Source organism: Gemmobacter aquarius (assembly GCF_003060865.1).
GTDB classification, from domain to species: Bacteria; Pseudomonadota; Alphaproteobacteria; order Rhodobacterales; family Rhodobacteraceae; genus Paragemmobacter; species Paragemmobacter aquarius.
The window spans coordinates 771,012-793,948 of the sequence record NZ_CP028918.1 but is presented as its reverse complement, the minus strand read 5'-3'; the positions used below and the strand labels follow the sequence as shown (position 1 = coordinate 793,948).

General features: G+C 62.3%; 23 protein-coding genes. 14 read left to right on the top strand and 9 right to left on the bottom strand.

What is annotated here, in order from left to right; all coding sequences use genetic code 11:
• Nucleotides 1-40: 40 nt before the first annotated feature.
• Entirely contained in the window at nucleotides 41-334 is a 294-nt protein-coding gene (locus tag HYN69_RS03850; RefSeq protein WP_108434575.1) for an HdeA/HdeB family chaperone, read from the bottom strand.
• A gap of 124 nt (nucleotides 335-458) precedes the next feature.
• Nucleotides 459-1,115 carry a TerC family protein gene (locus tag HYN69_RS03845; RefSeq protein WP_108434574.1) on the bottom strand — a complete coding sequence of 219 codons (657 nt, stop codon included), beginning with the start codon at nucleotides 1,113-1,115 and terminating at the stop codon, nucleotides 459-461.
• 226 nt (nucleotides 1,116-1,341) lie between these two features.
• Here HYN69_RS03845 and HYN69_RS03840 point away from each other — a divergent pair, with 226 nt between their 5' ends.
• The 12 genes from HYN69_RS03840 (at nucleotide 1,342) to HYN69_RS03785 (ending at nucleotide 13,147) form a co-directional block, all read left to right on the top strand.
• Entirely contained in the window at nucleotides 1,342-2,118 is a 777-nt protein-coding gene (locus HYN69_RS03840; RefSeq protein ID WP_108434573.1) for a 23S rRNA (adenine(2030)-N(6))-methyltransferase RlmJ, read from the top strand.
• A 71-nt stretch (nucleotides 2,119-2,189) separates the two neighbouring features.
• Nucleotides 2,190-2,627 (top strand): tellurite resistance TerB family protein, encoded by a 438-nt coding sequence (locus HYN69_RS03835; RefSeq protein ID WP_108434572.1) that lies wholly within the window; start codon nucleotides 2,190-2,192, stop codon nucleotides 2,625-2,627.
• Entirely contained in the window at nucleotides 2,624-3,394 is a 771-nt protein-coding gene (locus HYN69_RS03830) for a phosphate/phosphite/phosphonate ABC transporter substrate-binding protein (protein ID WP_108434571.1), read from the top strand. The genes HYN69_RS03835 and HYN69_RS03830 overlap by 4 nt, the downstream gene beginning before the upstream one ends.
• Nucleotides 3,395-3,496: 102 nt before the next feature.
• A complete protein-coding gene (locus tag HYN69_RS03825; RefSeq protein WP_329608627.1) occupies nucleotides 3,497-4,279 on the top strand; it encodes an ABC transporter ATP-binding protein in 783 nt (260 codons plus the stop codon).
• A gap of 39 nt (nucleotides 4,280-4,318) precedes the next feature.
• Nucleotides 4,319-5,041: a transporter substrate-binding domain-containing protein gene (locus HYN69_RS03820; protein WP_108434569.1), complete on the top strand. Its 723-nt coding sequence runs from the start codon at nucleotides 4,319-4,321 to the stop codon at nucleotides 5,039-5,041.
• Between the two features lie 63 nt (nucleotides 5,042-5,104).
• On the top strand, nucleotides 5,105-5,986 hold the full coding sequence (locus tag HYN69_RS03815) for an ABC transporter permease (protein ID WP_108434568.1): 882 nt from the start codon (nucleotides 5,105-5,107) through the stop codon (nucleotides 5,984-5,986).
• Entirely contained in the window at nucleotides 5,983-6,810 is an 828-nt protein-coding gene (locus HYN69_RS03810) for an ABC transporter permease (protein WP_108434567.1), read from the top strand. The genes HYN69_RS03815 and HYN69_RS03810 overlap by 4 nt, the downstream gene beginning before the upstream one ends.
• Before the next feature lie 150 nt (nucleotides 6,811-6,960).
• Nucleotides 6,961-8,298 (top strand): glutamine synthetase family protein, encoded by a 1,338-nt coding sequence (locus HYN69_RS03805; RefSeq protein ID WP_108437026.1) that lies wholly within the window; start codon nucleotides 6,961-6,963, stop codon nucleotides 8,296-8,298.
• 175 nt (nucleotides 8,299-8,473) lie between these two features.
• Entirely contained in the window at nucleotides 8,474-9,154 is a 681-nt protein-coding gene (locus tag HYN69_RS03800; protein WP_108437025.1) for a type 1 glutamine amidotransferase, read from the top strand.
• Between the two features lie 37 nt (nucleotides 9,155-9,191).
• Nucleotides 9,192-10,547 carry a glutamine synthetase family protein gene (locus tag HYN69_RS03795; RefSeq protein WP_108434566.1) on the top strand — a complete coding sequence of 452 codons (1,356 nt, stop codon included), beginning with the start codon at nucleotides 9,192-9,194 and terminating at the stop codon, nucleotides 10,545-10,547.
• Nucleotides 10,544-11,845: an NAD(P)/FAD-dependent oxidoreductase gene (locus tag HYN69_RS03790; protein WP_108434565.1), complete on the top strand. Its 1,302-nt coding sequence runs from the start codon at nucleotides 10,544-10,546 to the stop codon at nucleotides 11,843-11,845. The genes HYN69_RS03795 and HYN69_RS03790 overlap by 4 nt, the downstream gene beginning before the upstream one ends.
• A 132-nt stretch (nucleotides 11,846-11,977) precedes the next feature.
• Nucleotides 11,978-13,147, top strand: coding sequence for a DegT/DnrJ/EryC1/StrS family aminotransferase (locus HYN69_RS03785; protein WP_108434564.1), 1,170 nt, complete (start codon nucleotides 11,978-11,980; stop codon nucleotides 13,145-13,147).
• Here HYN69_RS03785 and HYN69_RS03780 read toward each other — a convergent pair.
• The 4 genes from HYN69_RS03780 to phaC form a co-directional block, all read right to left on the bottom strand.
• Nucleotides 13,144-14,091: a LysR family transcriptional regulator gene (locus HYN69_RS03780; RefSeq protein ID WP_108434563.1), complete on the bottom strand. Its 948-nt coding sequence runs from the start codon at nucleotides 14,089-14,091 to the stop codon at nucleotides 13,144-13,146. The genes HYN69_RS03785 and HYN69_RS03780 overlap by 4 nt on opposite strands.
• Before the next feature lie 15 nt (nucleotides 14,092-14,106).
• On the bottom strand, nucleotides 14,107-14,670 hold the full coding sequence (phaR, locus tag HYN69_RS03775) for a polyhydroxyalkanoate synthesis repressor PhaR (RefSeq protein WP_108434562.1): 564 nt from the start codon (nucleotides 14,668-14,670) through the stop codon (nucleotides 14,107-14,109).
• 151 nt (nucleotides 14,671-14,821) lie between these two features.
• Nucleotides 14,822-15,271: a Phasin gene (locus HYN69_RS03770; RefSeq protein WP_108434561.1), complete on the bottom strand. Its 450-nt coding sequence runs from the start codon at nucleotides 15,269-15,271 to the stop codon at nucleotides 14,822-14,824.
• A 158-nt stretch (nucleotides 15,272-15,429) separates the two neighbouring features.
• Nucleotides 15,430-17,226, bottom strand: coding sequence for a class I poly(R)-hydroxyalkanoic acid synthase (gene phaC, locus HYN69_RS03765; RefSeq protein ID WP_108434560.1), 1,797 nt, complete (start codon nucleotides 17,224-17,226; stop codon nucleotides 15,430-15,432).
• A gap of 104 nt (nucleotides 17,227-17,330) precedes the next feature.
• Between phaC and phaZ the strand changes: the two genes are divergently transcribed.
• Nucleotides 17,331-18,602: a polyhydroxyalkanoate depolymerase gene (gene phaZ / locus HYN69_RS03760; protein WP_108434559.1), complete on the top strand. Its 1,272-nt coding sequence runs from the start codon at nucleotides 17,331-17,333 to the stop codon at nucleotides 18,600-18,602.
• On the opposite strand, the gene HYN69_RS03755 is transcribed toward phaZ, so the two are convergent.
• Both HYN69_RS03755 and HYN69_RS03750 read right to left on the bottom strand, forming a co-directional pair.
• The gene (locus tag HYN69_RS03755; protein WP_108434558.1) at nucleotides 18,583-19,314 is read right to left on the bottom strand and encodes an alpha/beta fold hydrolase; all 732 of its coding nucleotides are present in this window, start codon (nucleotides 19,312-19,314) and stop codon (nucleotides 18,583-18,585) included. The two genes, phaZ and HYN69_RS03755, sit on opposite strands and share 20 nt — an antisense overlap.
• A gap of 161 nt (nucleotides 19,315-19,475) precedes the next feature.
• Nucleotides 19,476-20,225, bottom strand: coding sequence for an alpha/beta hydrolase (locus tag HYN69_RS03750; protein ID WP_108434557.1), 750 nt, complete (start codon nucleotides 20,223-20,225; stop codon nucleotides 19,476-19,478).
• A 166-nt stretch (nucleotides 20,226-20,391) separates the two neighbouring features.
• Here HYN69_RS03750 and thrS point away from each other — a divergent pair, with 166 nt between their 5' ends.
• On the top strand, nucleotides 20,392-22,338 hold the full coding sequence (gene thrS, locus HYN69_RS03745; RefSeq protein ID WP_108437024.1) for a threonine--tRNA ligase: 1,947 nt from the start codon (nucleotides 20,392-20,394) through the stop codon (nucleotides 22,336-22,338).
• 64 nt (nucleotides 22,339-22,402) lie between these two features.
• On the opposite strand, the gene HYN69_RS03740 is transcribed toward thrS, so the two are convergent.
• On the bottom strand, nucleotides 22,403-22,759 hold the full coding sequence (locus HYN69_RS03740; protein WP_108434556.1) for a hypothetical protein: 357 nt from the start codon (nucleotides 22,757-22,759) through the stop codon (nucleotides 22,403-22,405).
• Between the last annotated feature and the right edge of the window lie 178 nt (nucleotides 22,760-22,937).

The following is a 22,937-nucleotide window of genomic DNA, read 5'->3' as shown; positions in this document are numbered from 1 at the left end:
GGGAAACCCCCGCCCTGCCAACAGATGATTTCGCAGGAAATTACTGCGCGACGACTTCGGTCATCACGTCCAGCAGCGAACGGCTCGGGTCAGCCGAGCAGGCCGCGTCGGCATCGTTTGCGTTCACTTGCAGACGCTCGAGGTCGAGCGAGCTGTCACCGTTGATGCCGCCGGTATAGCCGTCCATCCACATGATCAGGACGCCCTTGGTATCCGCGGGCAGCGCCGCGAAATCGGTGCAGGACAGGGTGGCAACGTCGAAGGATTCAGCGAAAGCCGGGGCGGCAAACACAAGCGACACGGCGCAAAGCGCGATCTTGGTAAAAGCGGTCATATTTACTCCATTCACAGTCAAACATGCGGCGCCCGTCGCGCCGATTCACGCGCGCATTTGTGCCGACCTGCGTGGCCGCAAACAAGCCCCTAAATCGAAGATCCGTACAGCTTTACGTATCGGGTCAACCCAACTGCGCGGCCAGAACAGGCCCCACCTGATGCCAGCCTTCCCAGATCATCTTCAGCGCGACATAGACGATGATCGCCAGCCCGATATAGGCGATCCAGCGATAGCGGTTCAAAAGCCGCGCCACGAAACTTGCCGCCAGCCCCATCAGCGCGATCGACAGCACCAGCCCCACGACCAGCACGGTCGGATGCTCGCGCGCGGCCCCCGCCACCGCCAGCACGTTATCGAGGCTCATCGACACATCCGCGATCACGATCTGCATCGCCGCCTGCCGGAACGTCTTCTTCGCTCCGCCCGCAACCGTTCCGTCGCGGTTCAGGTCTTCGCCCGTCAGCGCCTCTTCGGCGCGGTTGTCGTCGCCATGCCCCTCGCGCAGCTCGCGCCACATCTTCCAGCACACCCACAACAGCAGGATGCCCCCCGCCAGCAGCAGGCCCGTCAGCGCCATAAGATAGGTCGTCGCCGTGGCAAAGATGATCCGCAGCACCGTCGCCGCGATGATGCCGACCAGAATGGCCTTGGTCCGCATCTCGCGTGGCAGACCCGCCGCCGCCAGCCCGATGACGATGGCATTGTCGCCCGCCAGAACCAGATCGATGGCAATCACCTGCATCAAGGCGGTCAGTCCGGCAGCGGTAAAGATTTCCATGACGACTCCAGCAATCCGTTCGGCACCCTGCCTACGCTTCCGTTAAAACTTCGGCAACACGGGCCGATCACTTTATGCATCGGTTGTGCATCCCGCAAAGTTCCATACCCGTGCCGATAAACCGGCCCCGCTTCGGGCTGCAGCACAAATCCGTGCATCGGCTGTGCATATCACCCCACATCCATCGCACCTTGCCCAAGCCCCGCCAAAACGGTAGCCAAAGCCCATGCTGTCATACCAACACATCTACCACGCGGGGAACCTCGCCGATGTCCAGAAGCACGCGCTTCTGGCCTTTGCGCTCGACTACATGACCCGCAAGGACAAGCCGCTGACCTATATCGAAACCCACGCAGGCCGCGGCGTCTACGACCTGACAGCACCGGAAGCCGCCAAAACCGGCGAAGCCGCCGCCGGAATATCCCTTCTGGAACAAGGCTTTCCCGCCGACCACCCCTACCGTCGCCGCCTTGCGGAAACCCGCGCCCTGTTCGGCGACGCAGCCTATCCCGGCTCGCCCCTCGTCGCGGCGCTCAGTTTGCGCGACGGTGACAGCCTGCACCTCGCCGAACTCCACCCGCAGGAACACGCCGCCCTCACCGCCAACATGGGCCGCTGGGGGCTGAACATCGCCAAACGCGACGGTTTCGAAATGGCCCTCGCCCTGACACCCCCCACCCCCCGCCGCGGGTTGATGCTGATCGACCCCAGCTACGAGGTGAAGACCGATTACGCCAACATTCCCAAGACCATAGCCCAGATCGCCCGCAAGTGGAACGTTGGCACCATAGCCCTGTGGTATCCCCTCTTGCTCGACGCCCCCCACACCCCCATGCTGCGGGCCCTGATGGCCGACCACCCCGAAAGCTTCCGCCACGAACTCCGCTTCCCCCCCGTCCGCGACGGCCACAAGATGACAGGTACCGGAATGTGGTTCCTGAACCCGCCCTACGGGATAGAGTCCGAAGCCCAACGCCTTGACGCGCTTTACAAAACGCTCTGATCCGGCCGCAGTGACGGGGCCGTGACCACCACCTCCTTGCCCTTGCAAGGCCACCGCCCTATCCTTGGTCCATGTTCGAAAACCTCCTCCGCAGCCTTCTGGCCCCCGCCCCCACCCGCCTGCCCGACCCCGACGCCCGCCTTGCCATGGCGGCGCTTCTGGTCCGCATCGCCAAGACCGACGGCCTTTATTCCGCCGAAGAGGTCGAACGCATCGACCGCATCCTGATGACCCGTCACCACCTCGGCCCGTTCGAAGTCGCCCGCCTGCGCTCGGAAGCGGAAACGCTGGAAGCCGAAGCCCCCGACACCGTTCGCTTCACCCGCGCGATCAAGGCCGCCACCGATGTCGACGACCGCTCTGCCCTGATGCAAGCCATGTGGTCAGTCGCCCTGTCCGATGGCCTCCGCGACGCCGAGGAAGACCGCCTTCTGCGCATGGTCGCCTCGCTGCTGGGCCTGACGGATGTCGAATCGAACCTCGCCCGTCAGCGCGCCGAACAGCAATGATCGTCGCCCTTCCGATGTATGACCGTGTGGAAAACCGTGCGGCAACAGACCGTTACTGGTCGCTCATCCGCGCCGCCCTCGCCGCGCGCGGCATCGACGCACCCGCAGCCCTGCGCCGGGGCGACCTCGACCTCATGCCGCAATGGACCGACCCCGCGCTTCTCCTCTCGCAGACCTGCGGCTTTCCCTACCGCGCGAAACTGCACGGCCACGTCCAGCTCGTCGGCACCCCCGACTTCGGCGTTACGGGCTGTCCCCCCGGCCATTACCGCTCGGTCCTGATCGCCCGCGCCGATGACCCGCGCGACCATCTCGCCCAGTTCGACGGCGCAAGCCTCGCCTATAACGACGCGATGTCCCAATCCGGTTGGGCCGCCCCGCAGAACCACGCCGCCCGACACGGCCTGACCCTCCGCGCCGGTCCCCGCACCGGCGCGCACGCAGCCTCGCTCGCCGCCGTTGCGACCGGCCAAGCCGACCTCGCCGCCCTCGACGCGGTCACATGGTCCCTCCTTGCCGAACACGACCCGCAGGCCAAGGCGGTCAAGGTCATCGGCCATACCGACCCGACCCCGGGCCTGCCCTACATCACCGCCGCCACCCGCGACTCGGGCGCGATATTCGATGCGATTGCCGAAGCCATCACGCTTCTTGACGCAACGGAACGCAAAGCCCTGCGGCTTAGCGGAATCGTAAGGATTCCCGCCCAAGATTACCTCTCTGTGCCCACTCCTGCCCCGCCCGCCGCGTTTTCGACCGGAAATTGATCAAATTGCCACCCTCTCTTGCCCGAACCGTCGCAAAACGCGTTGCAATAGCGCAAATCCTGCGCCTTACTCGTCAGCCAGAATGAGCAACGGCTGATATCAGTGCCCGAAACAACCGTCGACACACCCGTTATCCGCATCCGCAACCTGCACAAGAGCTATGGCCAGCTCGAGGTGCTAAAGGGTGTCGACATGACCGCACCGCGCGGCCATGTGGTGTCGCTGATCGGCTCGTCGGGGTCGGGAAAATCGACGCTCCTGCGCTGCTGCAACCTGCTCGAAGACAGTCAGGACGGCGAGATCGAGTTTGAAGGCGAAGCCGTGCGCTGGCGTGGGCAGGGGCTGAACCGCCACCCCGCCGACCGCGCACAGGTCACCCGGATGCGGACCAACCTGTCGATGGTGTTCCAGCAGTTCAACCTCTGGTCGCACATGACCATCCTGCAAAACGTCATGGAAGCGCCGGTCACCGTGCTGAAACGCGATCCGGCCGAGGTGGAACAGACCGCCCGCGCCTATCTTGCCAAGGTGGGCATCGCCGACAAGGCTGACGCATGGCCCGCCCAGCTTTCGGGCGGTCAGCAGCAGCGCGCCGCCATCGCCCGCGCCCTGTGCATGGAACCCCGCGCGCTTTTGTTCGACGAGCCGACCTCGGCCCTCGACCCCGAGCTTGAGCAGGAAGTTGTCAAGGTTATCAAGGCGCTGGCCGAAGAAGGCCGCACGATGATCCTTGTGACCCATGACATGAAACTCGCCGCCGATGTCTCCGACCACGTCGTCTTCCTGCATCGCGGCAAGATCGAGGAACAAGGCCCGCCTGCAAACCTGTTCGGAAACCCGCAGACCGAACGTCTGCGCGGGTTCCTTTCGGCCACATCGGCCTGACCACACCCAAAACCAAAACCACTCAAGGGGAGCTAACCTATGAAGAAAATCATGCTTGCCACCGCACTTGTCGCCCTGTCGGCCGCCGCCGCCAGCGCGCAGGACACGGTCCGCATCGCTACAGAAGGGCTTTACCCGCCCTACAACCTCGTGAACGATGCCGGCAAACTCGACGGCTACGAAGTCGATCTCGGCACCGAAATCTGCAAACGCGCCGCACTCACCTGCGAATTCGTGCAGAACGACTGGGATTCGATGATGCCCAACCTGAACTCGGGCAACTTCGACGTCATCATGGCCGGCATGTCGATCACCGAAGAGCGCAAGGCCGACCGCCTGTTCACGCAGAATTACTACCCGCCGGCAATCTCGCTCTACGTGGCCGCCAGCGCCGATGTCGATCTGACGACCTCGGTCGTCGCTGCCCAGACCGCCACCATCCAGGCGTCGCATGTTGCCGAATCGGGCGCGCAGCTTCTGGAATTCAAAACGCCCGACGAAACCGTCGCCGCCGTCCGCAACGGCGAAGCCGATGCCGTTCTGGCCGACAGCGAATTCCTCGATCCGGTCGTCGCGCAATCGAACGGCGAACTCGTCGTGGTCGATCAGGTGCAACTCGGCGGCGGCGTCGGCGCTGCGTTCCGTCAGTCCGACACCGAACTTGCCGCCAAGTTCGATAAGGCGATCGCCGAAATGAAGGCCGACGGCTCGATCAACGAACTGATCAAAAAGTGGTTCAAAGAGCAGGCCGTCCTGTTCTGATCTGCCTGTGACTCAGGGAAAACCGGCCAAGCGCCGGTTTTCTCCCCAGTGCCCGGAGGCCCGATGTTCGCCCAATGCGCCGACCCCGCGGCCCTGAACGGCCCGATCTGGATGCTGTGCTACCTGACCTCGGGCAAGCACATGCTGTTTTACTACAGCTTCGGCACCGTCCTGATCCTGCTGGCCATCACCGCCCCCGTGGCCCTCGCCTTCGGCTTTGGCGGCGCCATGGCCGCACGCGCCCACAACCGCGCACTCAGCCTGTTCGGCAAGGCCTACATGCTCATGGTGCGGGGCATTCCCGACATCATCTTCTTCATGTTCTTCGTGATCGCGCTGGATCAGGGTCTGGAAACGCTGCTCCACCACGTCCGCTGCCCCGACTGGACCGGTCCGATCCGCACGGGCCTCGAATTCAAGGTCTGCCCCGAAGCGAAGATTCCGCCGAACTCGGCCCCGCAGATCTGGCATCAGGTCTACGGCTTCGCCCTTGCCGTCGTCACCTTCGCCATCGTCTTCGGCGCTTTCGCCGCCAACGTGCTTTACGGCGCGATGAACGCCGTGCCCCGCGCCCAGCTTGAAACCGCCGAGGCTTATGGCCTCTCGTCGCGTCAGGTGTTCCGCCGCATCCTCGTGCCCCAGATGTGGGTCTATGCCCTGCCGGGCCTGTCGAACCTGTGGCTGATTCTCATCAAGGCGACGCCCTTGCTTTTCCTGCTCGGCGTGAACGATATCGTTTTCTGGGCGCAGGAACTTGGCGGGTCCAAGACCGATGCCTATGCCTATCCGCATGATGACTGGCGGCTGTGGTATTTCCTGTTCCTTCTGTTCTTCTATCTCGGCTTCACCCGCGTGTCCGAAATCGTGCTTGGCCGCCTTACGGCCCGCCTGTCGCGCGGTCAGGCCACGATGGCGGGCGAAGCGATGCGTAAGGTGGCTGCATGACCTGCTTGGACACGATCGGCGCCTACGCCTTCCGCAGCATCGGCTACGGCGAGCGGATGCTGCCGAAAACCGACTTCACCCTGTGCCAGCAATTCACCCTGATCGGGTCTGGCCTGATCTGGAACATCTACTACGGCGCGCTTGCCCTGCTGACCGGCTTTTTCTTCGCCAACGCCCTTGCTCTGGCGAAATCGGCCCGCAGCCCATGGGTCCGCAAACCGGCAGACTGGTTCATCTTCACCTTCCGCGGATCGCCCTTGTTCATCCAGTTTTTTCTTGCCTATCAAACCTTTGTGCTTTTGCCAAAAGGCGGGATCGACCTGCTTGGCATCACGGTGCACACCGATTGGCTCACCAAGGCATGGGCAGGCGCTTTGGTCGTGCTGTTCCTGAATACCGCCGCCTATTCCGCCGAAATCTTCTACGGCGCGCTGCGCTCGATCCCGCGCGGCGACATCGAAGCGGCTGACGCCTATGGCATCACCGGCTTCAAACGTTTCCGCCGCATTCTGTGGCCCACCATGCTGCGCTTGGGCTGGCCTGCCTATACGAACGAGGCGATCTTCCTGTTCCACGCCACGACACTGGTGTTCTTTTCCAGCTTCCCCGCCTTTCGCCAACAGGGCGACGCGCTTTATTACGCCGCCTATTTCGCCGACAAGACCTACAATCCCTTCATTCCCTATCCCATCGTCGGGTTCTACTTCATCTGCCTCACCTTGCTCCTGACATGGGCCTTCAACACGGTAAACAAGCGGTTAAACCGGCATCTGCCATCGAACCAGCGCGCAAGAATTCGCTTGCGTCCTCAACTGATCCGATAGTAGCCTAGATTTGATCAAATTCCCCGGGCCTCTTGTCCGGGTCTGCCCAGCGGGCGGCATTGCGGCATGGGGCTGCATGGGAAGGGGATCGAAACACAAAGGGACGGACCGGGGCCGGGCATATTGCTCCCCCGCCTGATGAAAAAGATGATGAAGGATTGGCTGAGAAAGCATCCCGACGTGCGGACCATCCGCGTGGCGGCTGCCGATTTGAACGGGCAAGCGCGCGGCAAGCGCGTGCCGGCGCGATTTGCCGAAAACGTGGTCAAGAACGGGACGCGGTTCCCGTTCTCGGTCCTGAACCTCGACATCTGGGGCGAGGATATCGACGACAGCCCGCTGGTGTTCGAGCAGGGCGATCAGGATGGCGTGCTGAAACCCACGGAACGTGGGTTCATCCCCATGCCGTGGCTCGAAGCCCCCACCGCGATGCTGCCCATCTGGATGTTCCGCGAAAATGGCACCCCGTATGAGGGCGACCCGCGTCACGCGCTGCGCTCGGTCGTCGACAAGTTCAAGGAACGCGGATTGACCCCCGTAGTTGCGGTCGAGCTTGAGTTTTTCCTGATCGACGACAGCGGCAAGACCATGCAGGTTCCCGCCTCGCCGCGTTCCGGCAAGCGGCGCAAGGCCGCCGAGACGCTGTCGATCAGGGCGCTCGACGCCTTCGACACCTTCTTCACCGACCTTTATGACGCCTGCGAGGCGATGGATATTCCCGCCGACACCACCACATCGGAAACCGGCCTTGGCCAATTCGAGGTGAACCTGATGCATTGCGACGACGCCCTTCGCGCCGCCGATGACGCATGGTTCTTCAAAATGCTGGTAAAGGGTCTCGCCCGCCGCCACGGTTTTGCGGCCAGTTTCATGGCAAAGCCCTATCCGGAGTATTCCGGGTCTGGTCTGCACACACACTTCAGCCTCGTAGACGAAGACGGCCGTAATGTTTTCGACAGCGGCGGACCCAAAGGTACGGCGACCTTGCGTTCCGCCGTGGCCGGTTGCCTGAACGCCATGCACGACTCGGCGCTGATCTTCGCGCCGCATCAGAACAGCTTCGAACGGCTGGTGCCGGGCAAACATGCCCCCACCGCAATCTGCTGGGGCTATGAAAACCGCACCGCAGCGATCCGCATTCCGGCAGGCAATCCGGGCGCGCGCCGGATCGAACACCGTGTCGCAGGTGGCGACGTGAACCCCTACCTCATGCTTGCCGCCATCCTCGGCGCGGCGCTCGACGGGATCACGCAGGCGATGGAGCCGCCTGCGCCGATCACCGGCAACGCCTATGCGGTCGAAGGTCTGGCAGAAATCCCGACGACTTGGGAAGGCGCAATCGACGCGCTTGAACAAAGCACCATTGTGCCGCGTTTCATCCATCCCGAACTGATCAAGAACCTGATCCACACCAAACGTCAGGAACTTCATTATATCGGCGAGTTGACCGCAACCGAGCGGGTCGAGCTTTACCTCGACACCGTCTGACCCGGCCCAAGACTTTTCCTCAAAAAGTCTTGGGCCCCTACCCCGCAAAATCTTCGTCGAAGATTTTGCGGGTAACGCCGGCGAAAAATCTTCTGGAAGATTTTTCGCCGGGGCGCACCTTGTCAGGGCCACTGAGCCTCTCTTACCTTGAAGATGTCAAACGATGGACCCGCCCATGCTGATCGGCATCCTGCAAACCGGCCTTGCGCCTGACATGCTCGCCCCCGTGATGGGCGACTACCCCGATATGTTCGCCCGCCTGCTAGAGGGCTACGGGTTCAGTTTCCGCACGTGGCGGGTGGTCGAAGGCGACTTTCCGACCTTGGTCAGGGATGCAGAGGGTTGGCTGATCACCGGCTCGCGGCATGGCGTCTATGAAGATCACACGTGGATCCCCCCGCTCGAAACCTTCATCCGTGCCGCCTATGACGCGCATGTGCCTTTGGTCGGCATCTGTTTCGGACACCAGATCGTGGCGCAGGCGATGGGCGGCAAGGTCGAGCGTTATGCAGGCGGCTGGGCGGTCGGCGCGCAGGATTACGATTTCGACGGCGAGACTTTGACCCTGAACGCATGGCACCGCGATCAGGTCGTGGGAAAGCCCGCAAATGCCACGGTCGTCGCCACCAGCGATTTCTGCACAAATGCGGCCCTGCTATACGACAACCGCGCCTTCACGGTGCAGGCCCACCCCGAATTTCGCCCCGAATTCGTCGACGGGTTGATGCAGACACGGGGCAAGGGTCTGGTTCCGGACGAGGTGATGGCGAATGCCGCCGCCCGCCTGTCGGACCCGCTGCAAGACAAGACCATCGCGGCCCGCATCGCCGCTTTCTTCAAGGAACCGCGCGGCTGATCCCGGCCTGCGGCACCCCAAACCATAGTGTGATCCCATGTCGAATTGGACCGACAAACTGCCCGAAGCCGCCCGCGACTGGATCGCAGGTCGCCGTGTCGACGAAGTGGAATGCATCATCGGCGACATTGCCGGCGTGGCGCGGGGCAAGGCGATGCCTGCCTCGAAGTTTGCCAAGCAGGCCAATTACTTCCTGCCCAATTCCATCTTCCTGCAAACCATCACAGGGGAATGGGCAGACAATCCGACCGGTGCCTTCACCGAGCCGGACATGATCCTTGTGCCCGACTTCAGCACAGCGACTGCCGCCCCCTGGACAGCCGACGTTACCTTGCAAATCATCCACGACGCCGAAGACCAGCAGGGCAAGCCGGTTCCCACCGCCCCACGCAACGTGCTGCGGCGGATTGTCGAGCTTTACAATGCCGAAGGCTGGCAACCCATCGTCGCCCCCGAGATGGAGTTCTTCCTCGTCGCGCGAAACATCGACCCGAACATGCCGATCATTCCGCCGATGGGCAGGTCAGGCCGCCGCGCGGCGGGCAAGCAGGCCTATTCCATGTCGGCTGTCGACGAATACGGCAAGGTGATCGACGACATCTACGATTTCGCCGAAGCCCAGGGCTTCGAGATCGACGGCATCCTGCAAGAAGGCGGCGCGGGCCAGGTGGAAATCAACCTCGCCCATGGCGACCCCGTGGCGCTGGCTGACGAGATCTTCTTCTTCAAGCGCCTGATCCGCGAGGCCGCACTGCGCCACGACTGTTTCGCCACCTTCATGGCCAAACCGATCGAGGGCGAACCCGGCTCGGCGATGCATATGCACCATTCGGTTGTCGACATCAAAACCGGCAAGAACATCTTTTCCGACAAAAAGGGCGGCGAGACCCCGGCCTTCCTGCATTTCATCGCCGGAATGCAGGCCCACCTGCCGGGTGCGGTGGCCCTGCTTGCGCCTTACGTGAACAGCTACCGCCGCTACGTTCCAGACTTTGCCGCCCCCATCAATCTCGAATGGGGCCGTGACAACCGCACCACCGGCCTGCGCGTCCCGATCTCGCCCCCCGAGGGGCGGCGACTGGAAAACCGGCTCGCGGGGATGGATTGCAATCCCTATCTCGGCATAGCGGCCAGCCTTGCCTGTGGCTATCTGGGCCTTAAGGCGCAAAAGATGCCCAAGCCGGAATGCAAGGGCGACGCTTATATGAGCGAGACAGACCTGCCCTATAACCTTGGCGATGCCCTCGATCTGCTGGAAGAGGATGACGCGCTGCGCGAAATCCTCGGCGTGGAATTCTGCGAAGTCTACGACAGCGTGAAGCGCAACGAATACAAGGAATTCCTGCAAGTCATCAGCCCGTGGGAGCGGGAACACCTGCTTTTGAACGTATGAACCTGCTCTATGCCAACGACAGGGCCGGAGAGTATCCGGCCTCCTATTACGCAGCGACGCGGGTGGATTTCGCAGCCCACACCCCGCTGCAGGGCGATGTGCGGGCCGATGTCTGCATCGTGGGGGCGGGTTACACGGGCCTGTCGGCGGCGCTGCATCTGGCGCAGCGCGGCTATTCGGTCGTGGTGCTTGAAGCGAATCGGGTCGGCTTTGGCGCATCAGGGCGCAATGGTGGGCAAGTCGGGTCAGGCCAGCGCAACGATCAGGACGATCTCGAACGCGTGGCGGGCCGCGAAAACGCCCGCCGCCTGTGGGATCTGGCGGAAGATGCCAAAGGGCTGGTCAAATCGCTGATCGCAGACCACGACATTCCGGCCCCTTTTCGCCACGGCATTGCCCATGCCTGCTGGAACGATAGGCAGGTCAGCCACGCCCATGCCTATGCCGACCGCCTGCAACGCGATTACGGCTACGACAAGATAGAGCCGCTGGACCGTGACGCGATGGCGCGCCTGATCCCGTCAGGCGTGTTCAAGGGCGGCGTTGTCGACCGTGGCGCGGGGCATATCCATCCGCTGAACTATGCTATCGGGCTTGCCCGCGCTGCGCTGGCGGCGGGCGCCATCATCCACGAAAAGTCCGAGGTGATCCGCCTCGATCACGGCGCGCGGCCAGTTGTGCATACGGCGACTGGGAAAGTGACCTGCGACCACGTGATCCTTGCCGCCAATGGCTACCTGGGTGGGCTGGATCCGCAAGTTGCCGCCCGCGTCATGCCGATCAACAACTTCATCCTCGCCACAGAACCTCTGGGCGCGCGCGCAGGACATGTTCTGGCCGAACCCGTCGCCGTGGCTGATACGCGCTTTGTGGTGAATTACTGGCGCCTGTCGGATGACAACCGCCTGCTGTTCGGCGGGGGCGAAAGCTATGGCTGGCGCTTTCCCGACATCGTCAAGACGGTGCGCCCCGCCCTTCTCGACATATATCCCGCCTTGCGCGATATCCGCTTCGACTATGCATGGGGCGGCACGCTGGCGATCACCATGACGCGCAATCCCTGCTTCCTGCGGGTCGCGCCGAACGTCCTGTCGGCCTCGGGCTATTCCGGTCACGGCGTTGCGCTGGCCACCCTTGCCGGGCGCATCCTTTCGGAAGCCGTGGCTGGTCAAGCCGAACGCTTTGATCTCATGGCCTCGCTTCCCACTCCGCGCTTTCCGGGTGGTGCCTCCTTGCGCTGGCCGATGCTGGTGCTTGCCATGACATGGTATTCGATGCGCGACCGCTTGGGTCTTTAGGCGGAAAGCCCCGAAAGCGGCCACTGTCATAAACATGTCGCTGGAAATAATCAGCCGCAACGCTTACAGCATTTCCTTAAATCAGTTTCAGGAAATCTGTACATGGCACCCGACGGACAGGCACACGGTCAAATGACCGCCCCCAATGTCTATGACGCCGATCCTATCCCCGAAGCGGCACGGGCCGAGATCGACCGGCTGCTCGCAACAGGCGACCTGTTTCGATATACCGCCGCCCAAGGTGCACCCGTTGCATTGCTGGAAAGTGAATTCGCCGCACTGCTCGGATCGCGCTACGCTTTGGCGGTTTCGTCCTGTTCGGCTGCGCTATTCCTGTCCTTGAAAGCCTTGGACCTTCCGCGTGATGCCAAGGTCCTGATCCCCGCCTTTACCTTTGCCGCCGTGCCCTCGGCCGTGGTCCATGCCGATTGCATGCCCGTTCTGGTCGAGGTGGGCGACAATTACCGCATCGATCTGGCCGATTTCGAGGCGAAGCTCGACGGGGCGCATGCCGCGCTCATCAGCCACATGCGCGGCCATACCAGCGACATGGATGCCATCATGGCGCTGTGCGACGCGCGGGGGATTCCGGTGGTCGAGGATGCCGCCCACAGCCTCGGCACGGTCTGGGGCGGGCGGAACATCGGCACGATGGGCAAGGTGGGCTGTTTCAGTTTTCAGTCCTACAAGTTGGTGAACGCGGGCGAAGGCGGGATCTTGGTGACCGACGACCCAGAAATCGCCGCCCGCGCCATCATCATGTCGGGCGCCTACGAGGCGAATTGGAAAAAACACCCCGGTTTGCAGAACAGCTTTGGCCACTGGCAGAACAAACTGCCGCTTTATAACCTGCGGATGCAGAACCTGTCGGCAGCCGTCATCCGCCCGCAACTGCCTGAAATCGCGGGTCGTGTGGCGCTGGGGCGTGCGAACCACGACTGGGTGGCCGACCGTCTGAACGCCTGCCCGTGGCTGACCGTCCCCCCCGCCCTGCCGCCCGAGGAACGGGCGCCCGATTCGATCCAGTTCAACCTGACCGGCGGGTGGAGCGATGACGAAGCACGGGCCTTTCAGGAAGACGCCAAGGCGCAAGGCGTTTCGGTCCAGATTTTCGGCCTGTCGGAAAACAACGCGCGGGCCTATTGGAACTGGCAATTCCTGCCCGACCTGCCCGACCTGCCCAAGACCCGTGCCATGCTGATGCGGGCTTGTGACGTGCGGTTGCCCGCCCGTCTGACCGGACCCGAGCTTGATTACATTGCCACGGCGCTGGTCGCCTCGGCACGCACGGTCAAGCGCTAAAGCACCCGCAGCGACGGGGCGAGCCACGGCCAGTCGCGCAGCGCGGGCACGATGACCTGCGCTTGCAACTGCGCTTTCAGCCCGGTCGCGATCTGCGCGGGAATGTCTTTCAGCACCCCTGCCCGCGCCGATAGCGAAAGCGTCCGGTCCAACGTGCCAAAGGGTAAGGGCCGCACCGTCACCTCGGGGCGGAACCGCGCGGCATGGTGCAGGGCAAGCGGCGTCAGGATCGTCCAGCCCGCACCGCCTGCCACCATGGCAAGGATGGCGTTGTAACTGTCCAGCTCGAACCGCGTGGCAAGGCGCTGCCCGTTACGCGCCAGATGCGCCGCGATCTGGCGGCCCATCAAATGGCGCGTGGTGTATTGGATGAAAGGCAAGGTTGCTACGTCGCCCCCGTTGGGCAGGATCGCGACAAAGGGTTCGGCCAGCAGCGGATGCACCTCGCGCCAGCCGGTATCGGCCCCCTCGGCCCCGCTATCTGCTGCCACCACGATATCGAGGGCGCGGCTTTCCAGTTGTTCGACCAGCCGGTGGCTTGCCCCCGTTTCCAGCAGGAAGCGGCACCCCCGCAGCGTTTCCGCCACGGTACCAAGCAGTTGCGGCGTCACCTCGGCGTCGAAATCCTCGATCATGCCAAGGCGCAGCGTGGTCAGGCCGGAAAGATCGGCCATGGCGAGATCGGCCCGCGCCTCGGCTTCGGCGTTCAGGATAGTCTGGGCGTGGCGGCGGAACATCGCGCCCGCAGGCGTCATGCCCATGGGGCGCGCCCCCCGGTCCAAGAGCACCGCCCCCAAGGCGGCTTCGAGCGAGGCGAGCTGCTGGCTCACCGCCGACGGGCTTACCCCGAGGCGCCGTGCTGCGGCGGAAATCGCGCCTTCGTCGGCTGCGGCTAGAAAAACCTCGATCCCCCAAAGGGTGACGCGACCCTGACCGTCAGACATGGGCCGCCCCGCGCGTCACAGCTTGGAGAGTTTCTTTTGAAGTTCAGCCAGTTGCCGTCTGATCTGGGCCAGTTCGTCTGCATCGGGCGCGGGTGTTGACGCGTCATCCTCTTTCGCCGGACCGGTGCCGCCCCATCCCGGAAGCCCGCCCATAAAGGCCTTCATGAAGACCTCTTGCTGTTGGCGCATCGCCTCGAACCCCGGCATAGCGGCCATCGGGTTCGGAATGGTGGTCAGGTTTTCCAGCATCTTCGATTGCCCATCGCGCAGCATTTCGAAAGAGGCGGCAAGGAATTGCGGCACGACCGATTGCATCTCGGTGGTGTAAGAGCGGACAAGATCGGTCAGAACCCCGATGGGCAGCACGTTTTCGCCCTTGGATTCATGCTCGGCCACGATCTGCAAAAGGTATTGGCGCGTCAGGTCGTCGCCGGATTTCAGATCGACGATCTGGACCTCGCGGCCTGCGCGGATGAAGCCGGCGATGTCTTCCAACGTCACGTAATCGGATGTCTCGGTGTTATAGAGGCGGCGGCTTGCGTAGCGCTTGATCAAAAGCGGCTTCGTCGTATCGGCCATCGGCCAGCCCTCCCCGGCAATCGTCATTTCGCAGTCGCAATGGCTGCGCTGCAGAGAAACCTTAAGACAGGGGATTTCAAAAAGAAAGGGCGGGCACAAGGCCCGCCCAAAGCGCCGATCAGACCGGGAGGAGGCCGATCAGGCGTATCGCTTACTTCGCAGCCGCAGCAGCTTTTTTCGCGGCGGTGGTCACGTCGGTCGTGGCTTTCTTGACGGCAGCGGTCGCGTCTTCCGACATGTCCTTGCCAGCAGCCAGAACCAGTTCGACGGTTTCCATCTGCACTTTTTTCGCAACTTCTGCGAAAGCGGCCATGTTTTCAGCGGCCATTTCAGCAGCGGCCGAGGCGAAATCGGTGGCCGACTTGGTGTAGTCGGTCACTTCCGTTTTGGCTTTCGACACGTCAGCCAGCTTGGCAAGGGTGTCTTTGGCCCATTTCGAGGTGATCTCGGTCGACTTTTCAGCAGCTTCCAGAGCGACTTTCGACAGCTTTTCAGCCATCGCAGCCTGCGTCTTGAACGCGTTCTGCATGGCGGACGAGTCCACCGGGAACGAGGCCATCATGTCCTGCATGACTTTGGTGAAATCGGTCGGTTTGTTCATGATAAGCTCCTGGCGTTTCGGGCAATGCCCGGGGGTGCGTTTCCTTGAACATCATATAAATGCTGCAGTGCAGCATTTCAAGTTTTTTCTGCACCGCAGCATAAAGGTCTGAAGTCAAGGCCGCCCGGCGCAAATTCATGCGCTGCATCAAGGTCTTGTCAGACGGCAGGCACTGCGGTGACGTAACTACCGGGCGCAGGCGCAAGCACATCGGCCCCCGAATCACCTGGGTTTCGCGCCTTGATCTGCTTGCCGGACCGTGCGGCAAGCCAGTCTTTCCAGCGCGGCCACCAGCTACCCTGATGGAACTCGGCAGCGGCTTTCCAGTCCTCCGGCTTGCCGGTCAGGACAGTCGTGCCAGTATAATGTCCGTATTTCCCCTTGGACGGCGGGTTGATGATCCCCGCGATATGGCCGCTTTCCGACAGGATGAACGTCTTGTCCTTCGACCCCATCTTGGCCACCCCGTTGAAGCTGCCGCGCCAATGGGCGATATGGTCGGTCTCGCAGGCGATGGCGCAGACGGGCAGTTTGATGTCTGACAGTCGCACCTTTTCGCCAAAGACGGTGAAGCCTTCGGTCGCGAATTCGTCGCGCTGGCACAGGCCGCGCAGGTATTCGACGGCCATCTTGGCGGGCAGATTGGTGCCGTCGCCGTTCCAGAACAGCAGATCAAAAGCGGGCGGTGCCTCGCCCATCATGTAGCTTTTGATGGCGGGTTGATAGATCAGGTCGTTCGAGCGCAGGTAGCTGAAGGTCCGGCTCATGAACATCTTGTTCAGAATCCCGTCATGCTTCGACTGCCGCTCGATCCCGTCGACGAAATCGTCGTTCAGGAACACCCCCACTTCACCCGGATCGGAAAAATCGGTCAGCGTGGTAAAAAGCGTGGCTGATTTCACCGAGCGGTCGCCCGCCTTTTCCAGATGCGCCAAGGTTAACGACAGCGTGGTGCCTGCGATGCAATAGCCCACCGCATTGATCTGTTTTTCGCCGGTGATGCGCCGCACCTCGGCCATGGCGCGCAAGAAGCCGTCGCGGATGTAATCGTCCATTCCGACATCGGCGTAAGCAGCGTCAGGATTGACCCACGAGACGACAAACAACGAAAAGCCCTGCTCGACGATCCATTTCACCAGCGAATTGGCGGGCTTCATGTCCATGATGTAGAATTTGTTGATCCACGGCGGAAAGATCAGCAGGGGCGTCTGATAGACCTTTTCGGTGGTCGGCGTATACTGGATCAGCTCGAACATGCGGTTGCGGTAAACCACCGCGCCCGGCGTTGTGGCGATGTTCTGGCCGACGTGGAAGGCGTCCTTGTCGGCCAGCGTGACCAGCACCTCGCCCGAGTTCGCCTCGATGTCATGGACCAGATTTTCCAGCCCCTTGACCAGACTTTCGCCATCGGTCGCCACCGCCCTTTCCAGCGCATCGGGGTTGGTGGCCAGAAAGTTGGTGGGCGAGAACATGTCGACGATCTGTTTCGAGAAATACTCGACGCGGCGACGGTCGGTATCATCCAGCGTTTCGATGTCACCCAAAGCGGTCGTGATCGCCTCGGAATTGATCATGTATTGCTGTTTGATGAAGTTGAAATAGGGGTGGGTTTCCCACAGCGGGTTTGCGAAACGGCGGTCTTTCGGGGTGGCATCCTCGGGCGCCTTCAACTCTCCGCCCGCCAGCGCCTTTTGGGCTTCGACGTAGTGGCGCAGGCTTTTGCCCCAAAAGCCGATCTGGTGTTCGATGATCTTTGCGGGGTTTTGCATCATCTCTGCCAGATAGGCCGCCGCAGCCTTGACGTAGACATCGTTCGACGGACCGTTCAGCGCCGCATCATGGGCTTTTTTCTTGGCCAATCCGTTAACCAGCCGCTCGGTCAGTTCTTCGACACGGGCGAGGTTGGCGGTCAGACGGTCAAGCTTTGCGCCTGCGTCATTCTCTTGCGTTGTCATGCCAACAAATCCCCCCTATCCTCGCACTCGCAGCATAGACCCGCGACCCTTGCGGGGAAAGCAGCGAATTGGGGGGCGGGGCCCTTCCGACAAGGAGACGTAAGTTGCGTTACATGTTCACCTACGACCTGATGGAAACCGCCCGCAACACGAATGAGTGGCTGGGCGCGACCGCACGGGCGATGGCTTCGTATCCCGCATTCGCCATGTCGATGAACCCCGCGCTGCCGCTGATGGCGGCTTGGGGCGAGGTGACGGAACGCTCGTTCAGTCGCATGGTGGTGAAACCCGACTGGGGCATCCGGTCCATTGTCGGGCCTGACGGGCAGGACCATCTGGTCGACATCACGCCGGTGGTGGAAAAGCCCTTCGGCAATCTGATCCATTTCTCGGTCCGCCGCCGTGCGCCAATGGCGCGCAAGGTGATGCTGGTGGCCCCCATGTCGGGCCATTACGCCACCCTGCTGCGGTCAACCGTTGCAAGCCTGCTGCCCGATGCCGAAGTCTATGTGACCGACTGGCACAACGCCCGCGACATTCCGGTGTCGGCTGGCAAGTTCGACGTCGAGGATTATACGCTTTACCTTGTCGATTTCCTGCGTGCGCTTGGCCCCGACACCCATGTGATCGCCGTTTGCCAGCCTGCCCCACTCGCTTTGGCGGCGACCGCCTATCTCGCGGCCGAAGACCCCGAAGCGCAGCCGCGCAGCCTGACGCTGATCGGCGGGCCGATCGACCCCGATGCAGCCGCGACCGATGTGACCGATTTCGGCCGCCGCATCACCATGGGGCAGCTTGAGCAGATCGCCATCCAGCGCGTCGGCTTCAAGCACAAGGGCGCGGGGCGCTTGGTCTATCCGGGGCTTTTGCAGTTGCAAAGCTTCATGTCGATGAACGCAGACCGCCACTCCAAGGCGTTTTCCGAACAGATCATGCGGGTGGCCCACGGACAGGCGTCGGACCATGACGCGCATAACCGGTTCTACGACGAATATCTGGCCGTGATGGACATGACGGCGGAATTCTACCTGTCGACCGTAGAGCGGATCTTCAAGAACCGCGAGATCGCGCTGAACGAATTCGTCGTGGCAGGCAAGCGGGTCGATATCGGCGCGATCAACCGCGTGGCAGTGATGACGGTCGAAGGTGCGAATGACGACATTTCCGCCCCCGGCCAATGCGTGGCCGCGCTGAAGATGCTGACGGGTCTGGCCGACGACAAAAAGGCCCAGCATCTGGAACCCGAGGCCGGGCATTACGGGATTTTCGCGGGCAAAAGCTGGCGGCTGAACATCCGCCCGCTGGTGCTTGGCTTCATCGATGCCAATTCCGCCCAGCCTCCGGCAAAGAAAAAGGTCAAGCTGGCTTCGGTTTGACGCTCCGCAGCATCAGGGGGCCGTTCAGGAACTCTTCCAGCGCAGCTGTGACGGCTTCGGGCTGTTCCAGCGTTGGCAGGTGGCCCGCGTCGGGGATGACGACCAGCTTGCCATAGGGCGCAAGGGCGGAAGTGAAATCCTGTCGCCGGACCGGAGTGATGGGGTCGCTTTGCCCGGCAATCACCAGAACCGGCAGCATGGCACGACGCAGGGTCTTTTGCTGGTCGGGGCGGCGTTGCGATGCGCGCGATTGGCGCATGAAAACCCCCTCTCCCAACGTCAGCCCCATATCCTGCATCAGCGCCATGATGTCAGCCCGCCACGGGCTTTGGGCAAAAGCCTCGGGCGGGTATTCCTGCAAGATCGCCTCTTTCAGCCGCCCCGATTTGGCCGCCACGATCCGCGCTTCGCGGGCGGCGGCATTGGTGGGCGCTTCGGCGAGAGGGTCGGTCGAGATCAGCGCCACGCGGGTGACGCGGTCCAAATCGCGGCGCAGAATATCGAGCGCGATATCGCCGCCAAGACCGCAGCCGACAAGCGCAAACCGGGCGGGCGCATGGGCCAGAACCCGTTCGGCCATTTGTTCCACCGTCTCACCCGTGCCGGGCACGGCGATGTGGATGGCATGCTTTACCCCCAGATGCACGATCTGCGGCAGGAAGATACGGGCGTCGCACAGGATGCCGGGGATGAACAGGATGGGGTCGGTCACGGGGCGGGGTGTTCCTTGCGGTTGGCATCAGGGTAGCGGCGGTTGCGCGTCGGACCAAGGCCGGAATTTGACGCAAATTCCGCGCCGATTTCTGACGCAGAAATCGATGTCAGGATGGGCGGTGAGCGGAATTTTCGTGAAATTCCGGCGCGAAGTCTGCGTCAGACTTCGCTTTGCGATACCTCGGCCACCGCCTGTTCGATCACGCGCAGGCAGGCTGCTGTCGAAAAGCGGTGATCCGCCCCTTTGACCAACGAAAGCCGCAGGTCGGGACTGTCGGCATGGTCCATCAACCGAAGCGCCACGGCGGGCGGCACATCGGTATCGGCGGTGCCTTGCAACAGGCGGACGGGAAAGGGCAAGTCCAAGGGCGCGCGCAGGACAAGATGGTTGCGCCCGTCTTCGATCAGCTTTCGCGTGATGACATAGGGCTCGGGCGAATAGTCCGAAGGCTCTTCCACGAACCCGCGCGTCGCAAGGGCATGGCGCTGCGCGTCGGTGAACTGCGCCAACATGCTGTCTTCGGTGAAATCGGGCGCGGCGGCGATACCGACAAGGCCCGCCACCCGTTCGGGCATGGCGCGTGCCAGCAAAAGCGCGATCCAGCCCCCCATCGATGACCCCACCAGAACCTGCGGCCCGTCCGTCAGCGCGGTGATCGCGGCAGTGGCATCGGCGAACCAGTCACCGATGCAGCCATCGAGGAAATCGCCCGAACTTTCGCCATGGCCCGAATAGTCGAAGCGCAGAAAGGCGCGGCCTTGGTCTCGCGCCCATGCCTCCAGATGCACGGCCTTGGTGCCGCCCATGTCGGATTTGAACCCGCCGAGGAAAACGATGCCCGCGCCCCGCCCCGCGCTGCGGTTATAGGCGATGCGGCGGCCCTGTGGCGTGGTCAGGTGGTCGGTCATGCGGTCCTCCGGTTGTGCCTTACCTTTTACCCCTCTCCCCGCCCCATGCCAGCGCATTTCGAACCTGCGGCGAGGTTGACTTTCCCCGCCCGTTTCTGCACCAACGCCCCGATACCAACCCGCAACCGGGCGTTCCGTGGGCGCCAAACCGACGAGGAGCATGGCCATGAGCCAGATTTCCCTGACCTTTCCCGATGGCAATGTGCGGCATTACGATGCCGGCGTGACCCCTGCCGAAGTGGCAGCTTCAATTGCTCCGTCCTTGGCGAAAGCGGCGATTTCCGCTCAGGTCGACGGCGCGCATTGGGATTTGCAATGGCCGATCACGGCTGACGCCAAACTGTCGATCAACACGCTGAAGGACGACAAGGCCGCACTCGAACTGATCCGCCACGACTGCGCCCATATCATGGCCCGCGCCGTGCAGGACATCTGGCCGGATGTGAAAGTGACCATCGGCCCGGTGCGCGATTACGGCTGGTTCTATGATTTCGACCGCGCCGAACCCTTCACCCCCGAAGACCTTGGCCAGATCGAAGCGCGGATGAAGCAGATCATCAATGCCCGCGATCCGGTAAAGACCGAAATCTGGGACCGCGCCCGTGCGATTGCCTATTACGAAGAGCGCGGCGAGCCTTACAAGATCGAGCTTATCAACCGGATTCCGGGGGATGAACCCTTGCGGATGTATTGGCACGGGCCGTGGCAAGACCTGTGCCGTGGACCACATCTGGCCCATACCGGGCAGGTTCCGGCGGACGGGTTCAAACTGATGAACGTGGCGGGGGCCTATTGGCTGGGCGACAGCACCCGCCCGATGCTGCAACGCATCTACGGCGTGGCCTTCAAGAACCGCGACGACCTGAAAGCCCACCTGACCATGCTGGAAGAGGCCGCCAAGCGCGACCACCGCAAGCTGGGTCGCGAGATGGGCCTGTTCCACATGCAGGAAGAAGCGCCCGGTCAGGTGTTCTGGCACCCGAACGGCTGGACGATCTACACCACGCTTCAGGACTATATGCGCCGCCAGCAGCGGCTTGACGGCTATGTCGAGGTGAACACGCCGCAGGTGGTGAACCGCAACCTGTGGGAAGCGTCGGGCCATTGGGAAAACTATCGCGAGAACATGTTCATCGTCGAGGTCGACGAGGAAGGCGCGCGGGAAAAGGTCATCAATGCGCTAAAGCCGATGAACTGCCCCTGCCATGTGCAGATCTTCAACGTGGGGCTGAAATCCTATCGCGATCTGCCCTTGCGGATGGCGGAATTCGGCTCTTGCGCGCGGTATGAACCCAGCGGCGCGCTGCACGGCATCATGCGGGTGCGCGGGTTCACCCAAGATGACGCGCATATTTTCTGCACGCTTGATCAGATCGAGGCGGAATCGAAGAAATTCATTGAATTCCTTGCGAAAATCTACGCCGACCTTGGCTTTGACAAGTGGCGGGTGAAGCTGTCGACGCGGCCGGAAAAGCGGGTCGGCAGCGATGAGATCTGGGACAAGATGGAAGCAGCACTTGCCAATGCCTGCAATGCGGCGGGCTATGCCTTCGAGCTGTTCCCCGGTGAGGGGGCGTTTTATGCGCCCAAGCTGGAATTCGTGCTGACCGATGCGATTGGCCGCGATTGGCAGTGCGGCACCTTGCAGCTTGACCCGAACCTGCCCGAACGGCTGGATGCGAGCTATATCGGCGAAGATGGTGCCAAGCACCGCCCCTTCATGCTGCACCGCGCCTGCCTCGGGTCGTTCGAGCGATTCATCGGCATCCTGATCGAGAACCACGCAGGGCGCCTGCCCTTCTGGCTGGCCCCGCGTCAGGTGGTGGTGGCATCCATCGTTTCGGATGCAGACCCCTTTGTGCATGAGGTGGTCGATGCGCTGAAAAAGGCGGGGGTGCGGGCGGAAGCCGATGTTCGCAATGAGAAAATCAACTACAAGGTCCGCGAACATTCGGTCGGCAAGTTGCCCGTGATCCTTGCCGTCGGCATGAAAGAGGTCGAGGAGCGGACCGTTTCGGTGCGGCGTCTGGGCGAGCAGCAGACGACGACTATGGGGTTTGCAGAGATCGTGGCGCAGCTGGCGGGCGAGGCTTTGCCGCCGGATTTGCGTTAACGGTTTTCTTAACCGTTCGTTAGGAAAGGAGCGCGCTGTGGTGCGCTCTTTTTCGTTTCTGCGATCAATGCGCGTCAGGCTCTTTTGCCGCCAGCGCCAGCATCCCGCCAAGCGCGCAAAAGCCGATGGGAAACATGGTAAAGACGTTGAAGCCGAAGGCGACATAGACCGACAGCGCCGAGGCCAAGAGTAACACGGCCGCCACGATGTTGCGCGACCGCGCCATGGCACCGCCCGCTATGGCGAGGATGGGAGCAAGAAAGCTTGCGGCGCGGATCAGGTCGGGGTTGTTCACCTGCGTGGCGAGTGTCCCGATTTCGCCGTGGCTTTCGATGAATGTCGTGTAGCCGAAGCCGAAAAATCCGACGACCATCGCCCAGATCCCGCCGATGATGCCCAGAACCAGCGCCGCATTCCGCATGACTTTTGCCTTTATCCGTTTGTTTCCAGCGGCTTGGCCCGCCTTCGAATCTTACTTGATTTTACAATAGGCTTTGGCATGATTTCCGCCAGTGACGACTGACTTTCTGACCCTGCCCGTAACGGTACCAGAGGATTGAAAGACCGGGGCGCACGACCCGGCGGCATGTCGCCGACGG

Excerpts from the sequence above, each read along its gene's own strand:
- HYN69_RS03850 (WP_108434575.1), bottom strand. The coding sequence starts at position 334 with ATGACCGCTTTTACCAAGATCGCGCTTTGCGCCGTGTCGCTTGTGTTT.
- HYN69_RS03845 (WP_108434574.1), bottom strand. The coding sequence starts at position 1,115 with ATGGAAATCTTTACCGCTGCCGGACTGACCGCCTTGATGCAGGTGATT.
- HYN69_RS03840 (WP_108434573.1), top strand. The coding sequence starts at position 1,342 with ATGCTGTCATACCAACACATCTACCACGCGGGGAACCTCGCCGATGTC.
- HYN69_RS03835 (WP_108434572.1), top strand. The coding sequence starts at position 2,190 with ATGTTCGAAAACCTCCTCCGCAGCCTTCTGGCCCCCGCCCCCACCCGC.
- HYN69_RS03830 (WP_108434571.1), top strand. The coding sequence starts at position 2,624 with ATGATCGTCGCCCTTCCGATGTATGACCGTGTGGAAAACCGTGCGGCA.
- HYN69_RS03820 (WP_108434569.1), top strand. The coding sequence starts at position 4,319 with ATGAAGAAAATCATGCTTGCCACCGCACTTGTCGCCCTGTCGGCCGCC.
- HYN69_RS03815 (WP_108434568.1), top strand. The coding sequence starts at position 5,105 with ATGTTCGCCCAATGCGCCGACCCCGCGGCCCTGAACGGCCCGATCTGG.
- HYN69_RS03810 (WP_108434567.1), top strand. The coding sequence starts at position 5,983 with ATGACCTGCTTGGACACGATCGGCGCCTACGCCTTCCGCAGCATCGGC.
- HYN69_RS03805 (WP_108437026.1), top strand. The coding sequence starts at position 6,961 with ATGAAGGATTGGCTGAGAAAGCATCCCGACGTGCGGACCATCCGCGTG.
- HYN69_RS03800 (WP_108437025.1), top strand. The coding sequence starts at position 8,474 with ATGCTGATCGGCATCCTGCAAACCGGCCTTGCGCCTGACATGCTCGCC.
- HYN69_RS03795 (WP_108434566.1), top strand. The coding sequence starts at position 9,192 with ATGTCGAATTGGACCGACAAACTGCCCGAAGCCGCCCGCGACTGGATC.
- HYN69_RS03790 (WP_108434565.1), top strand. The coding sequence starts at position 10,544 with ATGAACCTGCTCTATGCCAACGACAGGGCCGGAGAGTATCCGGCCTCC.
- HYN69_RS03785 (WP_108434564.1), top strand. The coding sequence starts at position 11,978 with ATGACCGCCCCCAATGTCTATGACGCCGATCCTATCCCCGAAGCGGCA.
- HYN69_RS03780 (WP_108434563.1), bottom strand. The coding sequence starts at position 14,091 with ATGTCTGACGGTCAGGGTCGCGTCACCCTTTGGGGGATCGAGGTTTTT.
- phaR (WP_108434562.1), bottom strand. The coding sequence starts at position 14,670 with ATGGCCGATACGACGAAGCCGCTTTTGATCAAGCGCTACGCAAGCCGC.
- HYN69_RS03770 (WP_108434561.1), bottom strand. The coding sequence starts at position 15,271 with ATGAACAAACCGACCGATTTCACCAAAGTCATGCAGGACATGATGGCC.
- phaC (WP_108434560.1), bottom strand. The coding sequence starts at position 17,226 with ATGACAACGCAAGAGAATGACGCAGGCGCAAAGCTTGACCGTCTGACC.
- HYN69_RS03750 (WP_108434557.1), bottom strand. The coding sequence starts at position 20,225 with ATGACCGACCACCTGACCACGCCACAGGGCCGCCGCATCGCCTATAAC.
- thrS (WP_108437024.1), top strand. The coding sequence starts at position 20,392 with ATGAGCCAGATTTCCCTGACCTTTCCCGATGGCAATGTGCGGCATTAC.
- HYN69_RS03740 (WP_108434556.1), bottom strand. The coding sequence starts at position 22,759 with ATGCGGAATGCGGCGCTGGTTCTGGGCATCATCGGCGGGATCTGGGCG.